The sequence below is a fragment of the Streptomyces sp. NPDC046909 genome (assembly GCF_040644695.1).
GTDB lineage: Bacteria > Actinomycetota > Actinomycetes > Streptomycetales > Streptomycetaceae > Streptomyces.
The window spans coordinates 764,303-779,964 of sequence record NZ_JBEYXC010000005.1; the positions used below are offsets into that span (position 1 = coordinate 764,303).

Here is a 15,662-nt window from a genome sequence, read left to right on the forward strand (position 1 = left end):
CCGCGTTGGAGCCGGGACGATCAGACGCCTCTGAACCCTTGATTGAGAGCGCCCTCGCGCCGCCAGGGGGCGATGAGATCCTCGGTTTGTCGAAGCCGACGGTGATGTCCAGGCCTTCGGCGTGGCCCGCCTTTGCCGCGTGCGGCTGGGCCGGGCAGTTTGGGCGTGGTTGGGGACCCTCATCGCGGCGGCCTCGGCGCACTCGGTTCAGCCGTGTGTGGGCAGGGCGCGTGTGAACCGGACGGTGGTGCTGAGCCAGGCGGAGCGTCGTCTCCCTCGCGCCGCGATGTCCTGGCGTCAAGGGATAACGCCACGGCGAACTGATGCTCTGCGGTTGGTGGCACCTCCAACTCGGCCCAGACGACTTTGCCCCAGGGGTTGCGGTCGTAGCCCCATCTGGAGCTGAGGGCATCGACCAGAAGCAGGCCGCGTCCGCCCTCAGCCTCGCCATCGGGTCTGTCCATCGCTGGTGTGTCGCGGCAGGTGTCGGCGACTGCGATGCGCACCCTGCACTCGGTCGTGCGTGTGACCAGAACGCGTACGGTGCGGCACCGGGTGTGCTCGACGGCGTTGTTGACAAGTTCAGCAACGATCTGCACGCCCGCCTCAGACATCTCGCTCATACCCCATGCGTTCACAGCGGCCGAGACGAGCAGGCGGGCGCGGCGAGCGGATGCCGGCTCGCACACAAGCGTCTCGCTGTACCTGCGGGCGCCGGATGGGGTAAGTCGGGCAGCGATCATGGTCACGGGTATCCCTCCGGGATGGGCGCCCGCCCCGACGACGAGGGCGCCGGGGCGGGCTCTCCTCCAGCCGTCGAGGAAGGGAAAGCAGGACCCCGACGAGCTGATACCGAGTCAACGACCTGGGCCCCATGAGGAACAGGAAAGGTCGTGCTCCCACCAACCGCCTTGGACCGGAAGACTTTGCCCTCCCGTGACCTGGAGTCTGGTGCGGCCAGTGCCCACCGGTTTACCGTCGATGCCATGGCAGCGAACGCCGTGCTCAAACGCCGGATGGAGGAACTCGGGCTCACCCAGGACGAATTGGCTGGTCGGATGAACACCGCGCTGGCAGAGATCACCGGCAGACCCGGCGACGTCTCGGCCCGCGCGGTCCGCAACCTGCTCAACGGAACGTCCCGCCGCCCCATCGGCCGTACCTGTGCTGCCCTGGAGCGGGTGTTCGGCTGCTCCGTCCAGGACTTAGGGTTCAGCCCACCACGCACCATGCACCATCCACAGGAGGACCCTGTGCGGCGTCGCACTTTCATCGCCTCGGCCACCGGGACCGTGGCCGCCGCGGTTCCCCTGGTCGCTCAGCGCCGCATGGTCGGCATGTCGGATGTGGCGCGGGCCGCCGCCGGGATGAACATCCTGGTGGCGACCGACGACCGCCAAGGCGGTCATACGGAGTTGGAGAGAGCGGCGACGAAGGGCCGCGACAGCGTCCTGGAGTTGCAGCAGCGCAACGCCGGCGAACGTGTCCGCCGCGCCCTGTATGCGCTGGCCGCCGAGTACTCCACCATCGCGGCCTGGTCGTGCATCGACGCCCGCAACCTCGGCCAGGCGCAACGGCACCTCAACGAGTCAGCGACCTACGCCGGCCTCTCCCAGGACGGTCCCACCGAAATGCGGGTGTGGGTCAACCTGTCCATGCTCGCCTACCAGCGCCAGAACTGGCCCGAAGCCCTCGCCGCCGCTCAGGCCGCGCAAGCTTCTTCAGCCGCCCGCCGCGACCCGTTCTTCGACTCCCTGGGCCGTGTCCGCGCCGCTCTCGCCTACGCAGCCCTCGGCGACGGCCACGCCGCCATGCGTTCGCTTGGCTCTGCTCAGGATGCCTTCACCAAGGTTCCGGACCAAGAGCGTCCCCGCTGGACGGCTTTCTACGGCCAGGCCGAACTCGACCACCTCGCCGCGATCGTCCACTACCACAGCGGGCACCACACGCACGCGGAAGCCATGGCGCACCGCGCCCTTGCCAAGATCCCCACAGTCTTCAGACGCAACAGGGCACTGGCCACAGCCCAGCTCGCCCTCGCCCAGCTGCAGCAGGGCGATGCTGAACAAGCCACGGTGACAGCCGCAGACGTCTTCACCATCATGGACGGAGACGCGCTGCCCGGCCGGATGCGCACTCTGATCGGCGACTTCCACCGTGGCCTGTTCGCCCTGTCCCCTTCCGCGTCCTACGCACGAGACTGGGCAGAGCGCATGCGAACCGAATGGAGCCGAGCGTGATTGAGCTGCGTCACTTCCAGCACGGTAGCCTCCCCGACGGCTTCCGGCAGATGCTCACCGACGTACACGCCGACGCCTACGCGGACCAGATGGAGGACCCTTTCCACCAGCGCTTCGCCTGGTTCGTCGACCACTGGACCGCCATGGAGGGCTTCTCCTGCGTCGTCGCCTACGACAAGGACGAACCTGTCGGCTTCGCGTACGGCGCCCCGCTCGCGCCCGGCCGGGAGTGGTGGCGCTCGACAGACTACGAGCCGGCGGGTGGCTACTCGTCTACCTATGCCGTGTCGGAGGTGATGGTGCGCCCCCGGTGGCGCAAGCAGGGGGTCTCGGAGCGGCTGCACGAGGCCCTGTTGAAGGAGCGCACGGAAGACCTCGCCGTCTTGCTGGTCGACGTCACCCACCCCAAGGTGCAGGAACTCTACGAGACATGGGGTTATGCGAAGGCCGGCGAGCAGCAGCCGTTCGCCGACTCCCCGGTGTACGCGGTCATGGTCAAGGATCTTCGGGCCTGAGACGGATCAACAACCCGCAGCCCTCATCTGCCACCGCCGACTCACCAGGTGAGGTTTTCGGCAGGCTTCACCGGTCCTCCTCGACCAGGCGGAAGCCGCACGATCCGCAGACCGCACGCCCGTCGGGCGCCGTCCGCTTGCACTGCGGGCAATGAAACGACGGCGGTCCGGCAGGAGGAACGGTGGGAGGAGGACTTGTCGGCCAAGCCCAACCACCCCGCTGAAGCACGTCGAACATGCGCATCCCTCCATGATGCTTCGCGATGGCCGCCAGAACGAGCACCACGTGAAACGACCGTCGAAGGGGCAACGCACTGGCTTGCCCTGGTCAGTGTTGACCCAGCTGGGAGCGGCACGCGTCGATGACGGCCGAGCCCATGCCGCTGTCCTGCGCCCACCCGCACACCATGGCCGGGTCGTACGCCGCACCCGGCCCGGCCGGCAGACGGTGCTCGGCGCGAGGCACTGCGGCGCCTCACGCCGAGAAGGCGCCGCCGACCGCGCCGACCGATCGGGCCGTGCTGCTCGACGCGCCGGCACCTCGGGTCTTGCGGGGGAGGCGGGCCGGTGATGTGGCTCGGAGAGGTGCCGTGTTCACGGTGCTGTTTGCGCGGTTCGGTGCGGACGAGGTGTGTGTTGCCGGTTGGGGCGGATGCCTGCACGAGGGGAGCGGCGACGGGGAGGCGGGGGCCGCTGCGTCGTGCTGGTCCGGTCGGGGCGTGGCCGTGGGCGGGACGCTGACGCAGCCTGAGATGAGCAGTGTGCTGGCGGCGGGGAGGAGCAGGGTGCGGCGCTTCGATTCACTGTGTCGCCTGTGGTGATGTCGATGATTCCGACGTGCGTAGCGGCCACCGGTACGGGTGACCTCGGTGTACGGAGAGCGACGAGCGGCTGTCGGTGGAGATGTGACGTCCTCGGCGGTGCCCGGGCGTCGGTAACGTGCTGGAGGTGGTGGGAACCGAGGAAACGAGACTGGTCGTGTTGCGCGGCAACAGCGCGTCGGGGAAGTCGTCCATTGCGGCCGGTGTGCGCGAGAAGTTCGGACGGAACCTGGCCGTCGTCGGGCAGGACAATCTCCGGCGCACCGTGCTGCGTGAGCGCGACAGACCGGGAGCGGCGAACATCGGTCTGATCGGCTCGGTCGCCCGGTACGCCCTGGACCACGGCTTCCACGTGGTCGTGGAGGGCATCCTGTACGCGGACCGCTACGGCGACATGCTGCAGGACCTGGTGCGTGAGCACCGGGGCGTCACACGGTGCTACTACCTGGACATCCCGTTTGAGGAGACGCTGGCCCGGCACGCCACCAAACCCGATCCGCAGTACCTCGCGCAGGTCACCGAGCAGCATCTGCGTGACTGGTTCCGGGAACGCGACCTGCTGCCCGGCGGAATGGAGAGCGTCATCGACGCCGCGAGCACCCTGGACGAGACGGTCCAGCGGATCCTGCGCGACACCGGCCTGGACCAGGTATCCCCGGTTGACCGTTGACCGCTGACCGCGGGCGCGGCTGCTGCGCTATCTGCCATGCCCAGGTCCGGCTCGTGCGTTGGCGCAGGTCAGAGCAGTGCAGACGGGTGTGGATCGCCCTGATGGGCGAGGCCAGAGGGAAGCACGGCATGCACGGCATCGCCAAATTCCACGACTACACCGGTCAGCGGGTCGAGGTGAAGCCGCACAGCGAGGCGGACGTGTACCACCTGGCCCGCTTCCGGGTCACGGGCAAGGTCACCGAGGACCTGTCCGGCTGCCGCTTCCGCTGCCGGCAGGGCAAGACCGACTACCAGCAGGACCTGCGGTGCGTCGCCGAGATCCGTCTCGGCCCGCCCCTGAAGATCAAGGACTGAACACGGCTGTGGGCCGGGACGGAGTCTGACACTCCGTCCCTGATGGGGCTCTCTGAAAATGGTTCTGGCCGTAGTTTCGTGAAGCTCATGGTCGGGTGAGGATGCGGATCCGGAGGAGCCGGAAGGATGCCCGGTTGTACATGCTCCTCTTGATCGTTTTCACTCGGTTCACGTTGCCCTCGACGACGCCGGAGTTCCATTCCAGGGTGAGGCCGGCCGTGACGGCGTCGAGGTCCTGGCGGAGGAACCCGGCGAAGCTGCGAACGGGTGCTGGAGCGTCCTGTTCGGCCTGGCGGATCCAGTCCATCAGCAGGTGCCCCCGGCGGCATGTGACCAGGTCGTGGAAGGTGCGGGCGAGGTCGCAGGCCCGGGTGATGTCCGGGCAGGCGAGCCGGACTTGGAGGAGTCGTTCGTCGTCCTTTGTGCTGAGGTCTTCCCGGCGGCACATGATCCACGAGGTGATCTTCCGGGGGCTGGGGGTGTCGGCGCGGACGGGTTCGGCGGTGCCGTCGCGGAGGGCGGCGAAGTGTTTGCGGATGGCTTGGACGCTGCCGCGGTAGCCCTGTGCGCGGATCTCGGCGAGGACCTGGGGGGCGGTGACGCTGCCGCCGGTGTCGGTGAAGCGGGCGGTGGCGTATGCCTTGAACGGGGCGAGGACGCCGGTGGGGCGTCGGTCGCGGGCGGAGGCGAGGAGGATGTCGAGGTCGGTGTCGCGGAAGCGGCGTACGGTCTTGCGGTCCAGGTGGAGGCGGCGGGCGATGGCGCTGATGGTCCAGCCGGCGTCCACGAGCCGGAGGACGTCGGCGTGACGCTGGCGGGTCCGCTCGATGATCTGGGTGCGGGGCAGTTCAGCGGGCGCCAGCTCGGTGATCGTGACGGTTGCCGTCACCGGCACCTCGGTCTCCTCTTCCGCGTGTTTCCGCAGGCAGGAACGGTGTTGGTGGCAGGTCTTCTCCACGGCCGCGCCGAGGTTCTGCAGCAGGTGCCACCTGTCGGCGACCTCCAGAGCGTCCGGGGCGGCCTCCTTGATGGCCTTGCTGTAAGCCGTGGCACGGTCCCTGCAAATGATCTCGGCGCCAGGATGTTCGGTGAGCCAGGCGGAGAAGGTGTCGCACTCGCGGTCGGGCAGGACGTCGACGACGCGGCCGGATTCGACGTCGACGAGCAGCGTGCCGTACCGCTTTCCCTTGCGGAAGGCGAAGTCGTCGACACCGAGGACGCGCGGCGCCCATTCTGGGACAGTCGGCTCCGTGAGCAGGCCCAGCAGCCGGGTCCGGCCCGCCTTCAACCGCAGCCGCCGGCACAGCCGTTGACCGGGACGGCCATCGAGCTCGACCGCAACCGCGTGCTGCCACTGCTTCAGTCCGAGGCTGGAGCGGCGGTACCGCTCGCTGAGCTGGGCGACCTGCTCGACGAACGTCCGCCGCGGACACCGGCCGCGGTCGCAGAAGAACCGCCGGACCCGTAACCGCACGGTCAGACCTCGCCCGTTCACCGGCAGCCCGGCCAGGCCCCGCTCGTATGACGAATGCACCCTCGATGCCTGCGAGTTACACCCCGGACAACGCGGTGGCGGCCCACACGCGACCGCCTCGACGACCAGCCCCTCGGCGGCCTCGGCGACGCGCGTCAACCGCACATCGAAACCGGAAAACAGCACATCAGCGAACGATTCGACCCCCATGCGGAGGATGTCCCACAGATGAACGTTCCTGCATGCCGCCCCTGACCTGGGCATTCACGGAACTGCGGTCAGAACCATTTTCAGAGAGCCCCATCATCCCGGCCCACAGCCGTTCCGGGTGAGTCGTCGCGACACGATCGCGCTATCCCTGAGAACGACGCCGCGGTCTTCGCGCGTCGGCAGCCCCGAGGGTCATGGGGGTGCGGCGGGTGGCGCCTCGCTGGAAGGGGCGGTTGGGGTCGGGGTGTTGGTCTGTAGGCGTTCGAGGTGCCCCAGGCCCGCGTAGAGGTCGGTGATCCCGTTCAGGAGTCTGTCTTCCTGCCGGCAGCGCATGGACGCCGTGCGGAAGCGGGAGATTCCGGTGAGGATCTCGTTGACGCTGCGCGCCGTGTCCAGGAGCAGCACGTCGAACCGCTCCCAGCCATCACCTTGGCGCAAGCCTGGAGTAATCACAGCCCCACCCGCAGCTCCATGACACAGCAACTGGTCACCTGACGGCCTGGGTCTGTCGGTGGGTTTCGGGACCGCGTGTCGGTCGGCGGGGGTGTCAACGGTGCTGAAACCCGAGGTTGACTTGTACGCGGTGATCAGCAGGTACTGGCGTGCCGGGTTGGGGGGCGGGCGCAGCATTTCAAGGATGCGGGGTGCGGAGCCGGGCGGTCTCCCGCCGGTCTCCGGCCCGGCTACCTCCGCAGTGGCTACAGATCGCCTCGCCTCCACTGTGTAGGAGCCGGTGTCGGTCTGGATCTGTATGCCGGAGGGTACGCCGACGACTTTCCAGTCAGCTGTAGCGGATCAGTATCGGTCGTTCCGTGACGGGCAGGGTGTCGTCGGGGTCGACCTCGCGCGCGGTGCCGTCCAGGTACTCGGCAGTGCGGGCGCCGGCACCGACGCGGGTGTCGGCCGTGCCTGCGTGGGTCCAGCGGATGCGGGCCGTACGGGGAGTGCCTCGTTCATCGGGGATGAGGAATTCGCATTGCCAGACGTTCTCGGGCAGGGCGATGGGGAGGCCGTGGCCGCAGGAGCGGAGGTCTGCGTGGGCCAGCCACTGCTGGAGGCGGGCGACGAACAGGCCTGCCTTGGTGGGTGGTTGGCCCTCGGCCTGGAGGACCAGGGGTAGCTTGCTGTTGCCCCATGCGTAGAAGTACATGCGCTCCAGGTTCCAGTTCCGGGCGTACAGGCCCGTCAGGTAGAAGCGGACCGCGTGGTCGGCTGCTGTTTCTTCGTCCAGCGGATCGTTCAGTGTCACGCTCTGCGTGGTGCCGGTGCTCCACAGCGGCAGGTGGTACCCCGCTCGCTGGAATGTCCGGTCGACCTTGCGCACTGCCTCCAGCATGGTTTCCGGGGGATCGCTGATCTGCCGCTGGTACAGCTTGATTCCTGCTGCGTCGCAGTACTGGTAGCCGCCCAGTTCGGCGAACCGCAGCAGGTACTTGTGTGCTTCGGCCGCCCACAGGTTGGTGATCGAGGGGCACACCACGGTCGCGTTCCTGTCGGCTTCCCGGATGATGAGGCTTGCCCGCCGGGTCATCTCGACGAGTGTCGTGACGCTGCCGTTGTAGTGGTGCGCATGGTTGGCCATGACCCACAGTTCGTACGCATCGATTCGGGCCCCCGCGTGCCGGACGAGAGCGTGCACGAAGGCGTCCCAGTCGTCGAGATCGTCCGGTGGTGCGGCTCGGGAACCGTCCGGATACGCGGCCTTCCGGGCGTCCGGGGCCGCCCAGGCGGGCGTACCGCCGAACACGAACAACGTGGGCAGGCCCTCCCGTTCGGCGCCATCGAGCAGCCGGTCGAGCGTGGACCAGTCGTACTCCCCGCGTACGGGTTCCACTTGGGCCCATCGGGTCTCGCTGTCCCACAGCCTCAGCGCGCCGGTCCGGAAGGAGGGCATGGCGCCGCTGGAGCTGTTCATCGTCACGCCGAACAGTTCCGCATCGACGGACCTCGGCTCCTGCGCCCAGCTCGTCGCCCCGACCGGCGTGGGCACGGCCGCCGCCGGTGTGGCCTCGTACCGGGTGCTGGCGACGGCGGTACAGAGAACAACAAGGGCCATGACGGCGCCGAGGACGAATCTCATTCCCAGGGGACGCCGCCTGGCTGCCGGACCATCGGGAACGGCGCTGACGGACGCCCCGGCGGCGTCGGTACTGACGCTGGAGGGCGGGCCGAGATTCACCGCTGCAGACACTGAACCGGGATCCTGCTCCTGCCCCGCCGCAGCCCTCCAGCACCGCAGGAGTGTGTTGAGTTCCTCCGCGTCGGCCCCGCACTCCTTGGCGATGCGGACGACGAGGTCGTAGCTCCCCGGCGTCCCCTTGCCGTTGCAGTACCGGTGAAGGGTCGAACTGCTCGTGAAGACCCGCCGCCCCAGCTCCTGGTAGCTGAGACCACTACGCTCCTTCAGCCCTGCCAGAATGCTGGCCAACTCCTGGGACCCCGATGGCCCGTCCAAGCTCCCCACCCCCGTGGCGTCTGCCTGCAGCTCCCGGCACAGCATTTCACGCGCGTCCCATTCCGTCTGCAACATGCCAGGTCAGCGGGGTGGCGCGCATCCCACGCCGATGTGGAATGCGAGATCACTGGCCCTCGGCCGGGGCGGAACAGCACAGTTGATCTCGCTGTCACGACACATCGGCATCACACCGGTCCGCACACTGACGTCTCACCTGCGTACGGACCGCCGTGCGCCGGCTGGCGCACCGGCACACAAACCTTCGGACACGGGGACGGGGACGGGGAACGCACCGGAACACGTGTCCGGCGCGGACACACGACAGAACGGAGAGGGGGCGGTGCCACGATCACCGACACCGGCTTCCTCTTCAGTCGCGCTGAACTCGCTTGCTGGCATTGACAAATCGGGCGTACCACGGGTGCGCCCACCCGCACACAGGGGGATCAAGAATGAAGCTTGGCCGGAGCATGCTCACCGCAGGCACGGCGGCATCCGTCACGATGCTGTCCGTCATAGGAACCGGTGGCCTGACGCACGCGGCCGACGCCGCGTCCTGCACATACAACTCCTACTCGACCTTTGGTGTCGGCGAGATCGTCAGCTACAAGGGCAAGGACACCGACAAGTACAACGACGGCGTGACCAAGAAGCACAGCCGGGTGCTCAAGCTGATGACCGGGAAGTTCTACGACCGCTCGGCCGGGCGGCTGGAGAAGACCAAGAAGGGCGACAAAGTCTGGGTCAACATCAGCCACGACAAGGGCAAGACCTGGAAGTCCTGCGGCTACGCGACCTCGGACGAGGACGGGCAGACCATCACCAGCAAGCGGTACATCCACAGCAGCGACGATGTGAAGAACCGCTACATGCGGGCCTGCGCCAAGACCTCGGGCTACACCTGGTGCGCCGACATCGGCGACAAGAGCAACTCCTACGCCTCCGACGGCCAGAAGCGCTACTGGTGGACCGACAGCTGAACCCGGATCGCCGCCGGCCTCGCCGCAACACGCGAGGCCGGCGCGCGCTTCGACGGGGGAATCCGCGACGTTTACCGGGCTGCCCGGTGTCCTGTCTGTCTCCGTTCCCCTGGCCCCGCGGCGAATTGATGAAGAGAGGACACCACATCATGAAATCCCGCAGACGGCGCATCACCATCACACTTGGCTTAGCCACCGCGTTGGTCCTGCCGGCCGCGCCGGCCTCCGCCCTCTCCGGCACCGGAGTCGACGTCGGCGTTCGCCTTGGAGGCAAGCGGTTCCTGGACATGTCGGTGACTCTGGGCGGCCACAAGCGTGTCGTTCTGGATCTGGTGCGGGAGTACCTCGCCGCCCGGGACGAGGGCTGGAAGGACACGCAGTCCTCGGCGGCCGCGCTCGCGGCGATCAAGACAGAAGGCGCTCAAGTAGCCGCGCAGCCGACGGCTTTCGCGGCCGGGCCCGCCACGCTTGCGGCCGAAGCCGAAGACGACAACGGGCTGCGGGCGACCGAGGTGGCCACCGGCTTCGCCGACGATGCGAAGGTGAAATTCAAAGGCCGCACCGCGTCCGTGACGATCACCTCAGGCACGGCGATGACCTGGAACGACGCGAACCTGGGCGAGTCGAGTCTGAGCGACACCTACGTCGTGACTCTTGAGCGCGAGAAGCGGACATGGACCATCACGGATGTGTCCTACGCGCCAACCCCCTCCGCCGCCGCACCGACTTCCGGCAGTGCGGACACCGCCGCTGCCGGGAGTACAAGCCCGGCGGCAGACAAGCCAGTGGGTGTGCTGGCGGAGCACACCTACGACCGGGGTGCCGCGGTCGCGTACGCGAAGAAGTGGTCCAAGACCATGTACTTCGACGGCATGGAGTGGGTCTACGACGACGTGCGCAATCCCGACTACGACGACCTGGGTGGCACGAACTGTGCGAACTTCGTCTCCCAGGCCCTCTATGCGGGCGGCTGGACCAAGACCGGGGGCTTCAACGCCAGTAACCCCCTTAACTGGGACGACAACCTCACCGGACCGATCTACGCCCAGTCCAAATCGTGGATCTACGCCGACTGGCTGCGCGGCTTCGCCGTCCTGAGCGGGCGGGGAGAGAACAAGGTGGCCTGGCCGCCGGAGGACGTCACCGACCCCGGCAGCCAAGACGTGTGGGAGCTCGAGCCCGGTGACCTGCTGTTCGCCGACTGGGATCCGAACAAGGTCGCCGACGGCACCATCGACCACGCCATGATCATCACTGGGACGTACACCAGCATGGGCTTCACCGAGCCGACTTATTCCCAGAACTCCCCGAACCGGTACAACCTGCCGCTGAGTATCGGTATGAAGATCGCCACCTCGCCTGAGCCCGAGGCGGATCCCGGCACCGGCTATGGCGGCCAGGGCCGCACCGCCGTCTACTACCCAGTCCGCCTCTATGACACCTTCAGCGACTGACCGCCGCGCCCTGTGTCAACGGAAACTTTGATCTCCCCGGTGGTGTGAGGTCCCAGGTGATCTTGGACAGTTTGGCACCACAACATCCTTGACGGTCTCAGGACATGGTTGTCGAGTCTGTGACGTTGGAGGTTGGGCTCACCAACAGGGGCGGAAGCCCAGGATCGGTCCGGTGGTCCTGCGCGGGTGCACGGACAGTTCGATGTCGCCGTCGAGGACGCGGAAGACGGTGTCTTCGATGACGATGGTGACGGTCTTGCCGGCGTGCGAGGCCCCGACGCGCAGACGTTGGTTGGCGACCATGGTGACGCCGTCCTTGGGGACCTTACGAGTCGCACGCATGGGCCCAGGGGGGTGGCGGTAGCGGGGTGGTGGTGATGCGAGCGCCGACGATCTGAGAGGGCGTTTACGCAGGTCAGGACCGGTAAGAGGCTTTCGTCCGTGTCATATTTTGAGGTGTATGGGTGGATAGGCGGCTATAGAGCCTCCAGGAGCTGCGAACTCGGCTGTCCGTCTCATCCAAGGTTGCGCACTGAAGTTCGTCTGGTTCGAAAAGACCACGGAAACGCCTGAAAGGCGGCGGAACAACAACTTCCGGTGTGGTCCATGATCACGCTACCGCGTGAGCCAGCGGAAGCCGTACCCCAGCGACCTGTCCGACGCCCGATGGGCCCTGATCGAGCCGACGTTGACGGCCTGGCGCAAAGCCCGGCTCGACCGCAGGCCCACCGGCCAGCCACCCAAAGTCGAACTCCGCGACGTGTTCGACGCGATTCTCTACCTGAACCGCACCGGAATCCCCTGGAAATACCTGCCGCACGACTTCCCGGGCCACGGCACCGTCTACTTCTACTATGCGGCCTGGCGCGACGAGGGAATCTTCAGTCAACTCAACTACGACCTCACGGGATTGGCCCGCGTGAAGGAGGAGCGCAAGCCCGAACCCACGGCCTCCGTCATCGACACCCAGAGCGTGAAGACCTCCACCAACGTGCCCGTGACCAGTCAGGGAACCGATGCCGCCAAGAAGATCGTAGGCCGCAAGCGCGGCATCCTGACCGACACGCTCGGCCTCATCCTCGCTGTGACCGTCACCGCCGCCGGCCTCCACGAGAACGCCCTGGGAATACGTCTTCTCGACCAGGCGAAGGAAACGTATCCGACCATCTCCAAGAGCTGGGTCGACACCGGATTCAAGAACGCCGTTGTCGAGCACGGAGCGAAGCTCGGAATCGACGTCGAAGTCGTCAACAGGAACCCAGGAGTTCGCGGATTTCGCGTCGTGAAAAGGCGCTGGGTGGTGGAGCGGAGCATCGGGTGGATCATGATGCACCGGCGCCTCGCCCGCGACTACGAGACCCTCGCCGCCAGCTCCGAAGCCATGATCCACGTTGCGTCGATCGACAACCTTGCCAAGCGCATAACGGACGAGACCACGCCAACCTGGCGAGGAACCTACTAGGGCATAAGTGTCAATCCGCCTAGATCAAACGCCCACTGACACCGAGATCGGTCGCATGGTGCGCGTAGAAGGATGGGACCAGGCGACTGGGACTGCACTGGTCGTCGATCCCAAGCGTGGTGGTGCAGCATCAGCCAGCCGTAGGTTCGCTCGACCGCCCAGCGTTTCGGGATCGGGGTGAAGCCCCTGGTCCCGGGGGGTGCGTTGGACGATTTCGAGGTCGATGCCGAGGGTGGCGGCGTGCTCGAGGAGGGTGCGGCCGGCGGTGGAGTCCTGGACGCCGGCCGCGGTGACCAGCACCGCCAGCAGCAGGCCGAGGGTGTCGGTGATGATGCTGCGCTTGCGGCCCGCGATCGTCTTGCCGGCGTCGATGCCCTGCGTCCGGGCGGGCACGGAGGTGGAGGTCTTCACGCTCTGGGCGTCGATCACGCAGGCCGACGGGTGGCGGTGCTGGCCCGCCATGTCCGTCCCCTTCACCACCCTCCCCTCCGGTTCACCACCCTCCCCTCCGGCGCCCCCTGCGCCGTACGGCTGGTGGGCCGCCCGGGCGCGGAGGCGATCTGCTGGCGCTGGCGGAGCAGTTGCAGGAGCTGCGACCCTGGCGACGGACGGCTGACCTCGGCTGAGGACCACCACATTCGCGCCGGGGCGCGGAAGGCCGTAAGACCGGCGCCGCGCGGCGGCTTCCCCACTACCCTGTCTCTCATGGGCGGGGCAGCACCATGCCTGCCCCTGGGGGGAGTTGGCCCTCATGCCGCTCAAGAGCTACGGCGTGCTCGTCGCGCGGGCGGTCGGTTTCCGGCGCGAGGGCGCCGTCGACACCCCGCACTACCAGATCCACCTGGTCGACGACGCCGGGCGGCACTATCGCGCCGTGGTCGACGTCCTGTCGCAGGAATCTCCCTCGGAACTGCTTCACCTGGTCATCGAGGACTTCTGGCATCCCGTCACGGCCGAACTGACCGGCCTGCGCAGCGGGTGGACCAACCTCTCGGGCGGATCCGGCGGACCCGTTCTGGACTTCGTCCGCGGCGATCTGATCGACCCCGCCCTGCTGCGCCCGTTGCCGCTGGACGCCGCGTCGTTCCAGAACCCGCTCGCCGACGTCCTCGACAACTATGTGCAGCACGCCGTGCACGACCCCGGGGCCCGACTCTACGTCTTCGGCCAGCGCTGGGGCCCGCAGTTCAGGGGGAAGGACGAGGTCTTCGGCTTCCTGCCCGCCGACGGCGTCCACGACATCCACATGAACCAGGGCAACAGTCGTCGCTTCCGCAGCGACGACGGCGTGTGCCAGGACGGCGCTCTGCTCATCCACTTTCCTGGCGAGGACCGCTGGGTTGGCTTCTTCCTCGCATTCCGCAGTCAGAGCTGGAACACGGACTACATCACCGGCCACGCCCTGGATGCTGGCGCCGAGGTGCTGGTGCGCGACCGGCGGCGGGCGCGTGCGCCGATCGCAGGCCTGCGACTGCCCATGGTCACCACGGACCTGCCGGAGGAGCAGCCCGTATTCGTCGGCCGCGAGGCGGAGTTGGCCGGTGTGCGGTCCGTACTGGATGCCGCCTCCGGGCCGGATCCCTCCGTCCGGGTCTGTGTCATTTCCGGTCCACCGGGCAGCGGCAAGACCGCCCTCGCCCTGCACGCCGCCCACCGGGCAGTGCGCGCCGGGGACTTCCCGGGCGGCACGCTCTTCGTCGACCTGCAAGGGGACAGCGGGGCCGAAGTCACCTCCGACCAGGCCGTGCTCGCTCTGCTCGACGCCCTGGGAGCACCCGAGCCGGACGTACCCGCCGACCCGGTCGCCCGCTACGCCCTGTACCGGACGCTGCTGGCACGGCGGAGCGGGCGCACCATGGTGCTGCTGGACAACGCGTTGGACGCGCGGCAGGTCAGTCCGCTGCTCCCGGGCAGCGAGGAACACCGGGTGCTCGTCACCACGCGCAGCCCGCTCGCGGAGCTGCCCGCGCGGCTCGTCCAGCTGGAGCCTCTGGCCGAGGACTCGGCAGTGGATTTGCTCACCGACGTACTGCGACTGGGCGACCCTGATGACGCACGTGCTCGTGAAGAACCTCGTGCGGTGCGTGAACTCGGGTCCCTGTGCGGGGGGAACCCACTGGCGCTGTGCATCGCCGCCGCCATCCTGCGCCGTGACCCCGGTCGCGGTGTCGCATCGCTGGTCCATGAACTCCGGGTCGTCGTCGAGGCGCAGGGGACCGGTTTTCGGGATCTGATCGTCCGCGCATACCGCGCCCTGCCGGGCGAACAGGCCGGGATGCTCCGCGTGTTGACTACGGCGCCGGGGCCCGAGACCTGCACGGAAGCCGCCGCAGTCCTGTCCGGGCTCCCGGTGAGCCGGGCCCGTGCTGCGCTGAACGGGCTGGCCACTGCGGCGTTCGTAGCTCCGGTGCGCGATGCCGAAGGCGACGACGATCGCTGGCGCCTCCACACTGTCGTGCGGAACAACACGTCGCGGACGCTCGCCGTCGACGCGTCCGAGACCGCCGAGGCCCGCCACAGGCTGATCCGGTTCTACGCGCAACAGGTCTCGGCGGCGATACGAGCCCTGGGCGGAAGCCCGGCATCCAGCCCCGCCGGCGCACGGATGCTGCACCGACTCGACGCCGAGCGTCCCAACCTCGTCGCCAGTGCACAGTGGGCAGAGGAAGAGCGCGGCCCGGGCCTGCCGCCCGCCGTCGGCCTCGCCCTGAGCCTCGGTGAGTACCTGCTGCTGCGGGGCCACCTGCAGGACGCGATTGCCGTAGGGACGGTCGCCCTCCACGCCGCGCGGAGGATCGGCGACAGCGCGGGGGAGAATCGCGCCCTGGAAACCCTCGGGCTCGCCTGGCTGCGACGGGGAGACGTGCCGGAGGCGGTCACCGCCCTGGAGAAGTGCCGGGACCACCACCACAGGGAGCGGAACCAGGACGGGGAGGCTAGGGCCTGGCACAACCTAGGCATCGTGTTGGTGGCCAGATCAGATTCCCCACCGGCGGCCATTTAGCGGGGAGCTATCTGGCCGCGA

At 67.9% G+C, this 15,662-nt stretch carries 14 protein-coding genes and 1 pseudogene; 8 read left to right on the forward strand and 7 right to left on the reverse strand.

Features of this window, described 5'->3' with window-relative positions; translation table 11 throughout:
* Window positions 1-179: 179 nt before the first annotated feature.
* Window positions 180-743 (reverse strand): ATP-binding protein, encoded by a 564-nt coding sequence (locus tag ABZ928_RS20515; protein ID WP_361520752.1) that lies wholly within the window; start codon window positions 741-743, stop codon window positions 180-182.
* Between the two features lie 243 nt (window positions 744-986).
* Between ABZ928_RS20515 and ABZ928_RS20520 the strand changes: the two genes are divergently transcribed.
* Both ABZ928_RS20520 and ABZ928_RS20525 read left to right on the forward strand, forming a co-directional pair.
* On the forward strand, window positions 987-2,240 hold the full coding sequence (locus ABZ928_RS20520) for a helix-turn-helix transcriptional regulator (protein WP_361520561.1): 1,254 nt from the start codon (window positions 987-989) through the stop codon (window positions 2,238-2,240).
* A complete protein-coding gene (locus ABZ928_RS20525) occupies window positions 2,225-2,755 on the forward strand; it encodes a GNAT family N-acetyltransferase (protein ID WP_361520564.1) in 531 nt (176 codons plus the stop codon). Before ABZ928_RS20520 ends, ABZ928_RS20525 begins: the two co-directional genes overlap by 16 nt.
* A 328-nt stretch (window positions 2,756-3,083) precedes the next feature.
* Here ABZ928_RS20525 and ABZ928_RS20530 read toward each other — a convergent pair whose 3' ends face one another.
* On the reverse strand, window positions 3,084-3,221 hold the full coding sequence (locus ABZ928_RS20530; RefSeq protein ID WP_361520566.1) for a hypothetical protein: 138 nt from the start codon (window positions 3,219-3,221) through the stop codon (window positions 3,084-3,086).
* A gap of 485 nt (window positions 3,222-3,706) precedes the next feature.
* On the opposite strand from ABZ928_RS20530, the gene ABZ928_RS20535 reads away from it, so the two are divergent.
* The gene (locus ABZ928_RS20535; protein ID WP_361520755.1) at window positions 3,707-4,246 is read left to right on the forward strand and encodes an AAA family ATPase; all 540 of its coding nucleotides are present in this window, start codon (window positions 3,707-3,709) and stop codon (window positions 4,244-4,246) included.
* 101 nt (window positions 4,247-4,347) lie between these two features.
* Window positions 4,348-4,602, forward strand: a complete 255-nt coding sequence (locus ABZ928_RS20540) for a hypothetical protein (RefSeq protein ID WP_361520568.1) — start codon at window positions 4,348-4,350, stop codon at window positions 4,600-4,602.
* An 85-nt stretch (window positions 4,603-4,687) separates the two neighbouring features.
* Here the strand turns inward: ABZ928_RS20540 and ABZ928_RS20545 are convergent, their stop codons facing one another.
* The 3 genes from ABZ928_RS20545 to ABZ928_RS20555 all read right to left on the reverse strand — a co-directional run bounded on the left by ABZ928_RS20545 (window position 4,688) and on the right by ABZ928_RS20555 (window position 8,714).
* Window positions 4,688-6,340 carry an ISL3 family transposase gene (locus ABZ928_RS20545; protein WP_361520571.1) on the reverse strand — a complete coding sequence of 551 codons (1,653 nt, stop codon included), beginning with the start codon at window positions 6,338-6,340 and terminating at the stop codon, window positions 4,688-4,690.
* A 138-nt stretch (window positions 6,341-6,478) separates the two neighbouring features.
* Window positions 6,479-6,724, reverse strand: coding sequence for a hypothetical protein (locus ABZ928_RS20550; protein ID WP_361520574.1), 246 nt, complete (start codon window positions 6,722-6,724; stop codon window positions 6,479-6,481).
* A gap of 343 nt (window positions 6,725-7,067) precedes the next feature.
* Window positions 7,068-8,714: a helix-turn-helix domain-containing protein gene (locus ABZ928_RS20555; protein WP_361520576.1), complete on the reverse strand. Its 1,647-nt coding sequence runs from the start codon at window positions 8,712-8,714 to the stop codon at window positions 7,068-7,070.
* A gap of 479 nt (window positions 8,715-9,193) precedes the next feature.
* Between ABZ928_RS20555 and ABZ928_RS20560 the strand changes: the two genes are divergently transcribed.
* Both ABZ928_RS20560 and ABZ928_RS20565 read left to right on the forward strand, forming a co-directional pair.
* Window positions 9,194-9,721 carry a hypothetical protein gene (locus ABZ928_RS20560; protein WP_361520579.1) on the forward strand — a complete coding sequence of 176 codons (528 nt, stop codon included), beginning with the start codon at window positions 9,194-9,196 and terminating at the stop codon, window positions 9,719-9,721.
* Window positions 9,706-11,175 (forward strand): amidase domain-containing protein, encoded by a 1,470-nt coding sequence (locus ABZ928_RS20565; protein WP_361520582.1) that lies wholly within the window; start codon window positions 9,706-9,708, stop codon window positions 11,173-11,175. The genes ABZ928_RS20560 and ABZ928_RS20565 overlap by 16 nt, the downstream gene beginning before the upstream one ends.
* Window positions 11,176-11,313: 138 nt before the next feature.
* Here the strand turns inward: ABZ928_RS20565 and ABZ928_RS20570 are convergent, their stop codons facing one another.
* A complete protein-coding gene (locus ABZ928_RS20570) occupies window positions 11,314-11,517 on the reverse strand; it encodes a hypothetical protein (protein WP_361520584.1) in 204 nt (67 codons plus the stop codon).
* A 280-nt stretch (window positions 11,518-11,797) separates the two neighbouring features.
* On the opposite strand from ABZ928_RS20570, the gene ABZ928_RS20575 reads away from it, so the two are divergent.
* Window positions 11,798-12,637, forward strand: coding sequence for an IS5 family transposase (locus ABZ928_RS20575; protein WP_361520587.1), 840 nt, complete (start codon window positions 11,798-11,800; stop codon window positions 12,635-12,637).
* A 122-nt stretch (window positions 12,638-12,759) separates the two neighbouring features.
* Here the strand turns inward: ABZ928_RS20575 and ABZ928_RS20580 are convergent.
* A pseudogene (locus tag ABZ928_RS20580) lies at window positions 12,760-13,078 on the reverse strand (transposase); the annotation flags it as partial.
* A 310-nt stretch (window positions 13,079-13,388) separates the two neighbouring features.
* On the opposite strand from ABZ928_RS20580, the gene ABZ928_RS20585 reads away from it, so the two are divergent.
* Complete coding sequence (locus tag ABZ928_RS20585; RefSeq protein WP_361520590.1) at window positions 13,389-15,641, forward strand: DUF2278 family protein; 2,253 nt, start codon at window positions 13,389-13,391, stop codon at window positions 15,639-15,641.
* The last annotated feature ends 21 nt before the right edge of the window (window positions 15,642-15,662 follow it).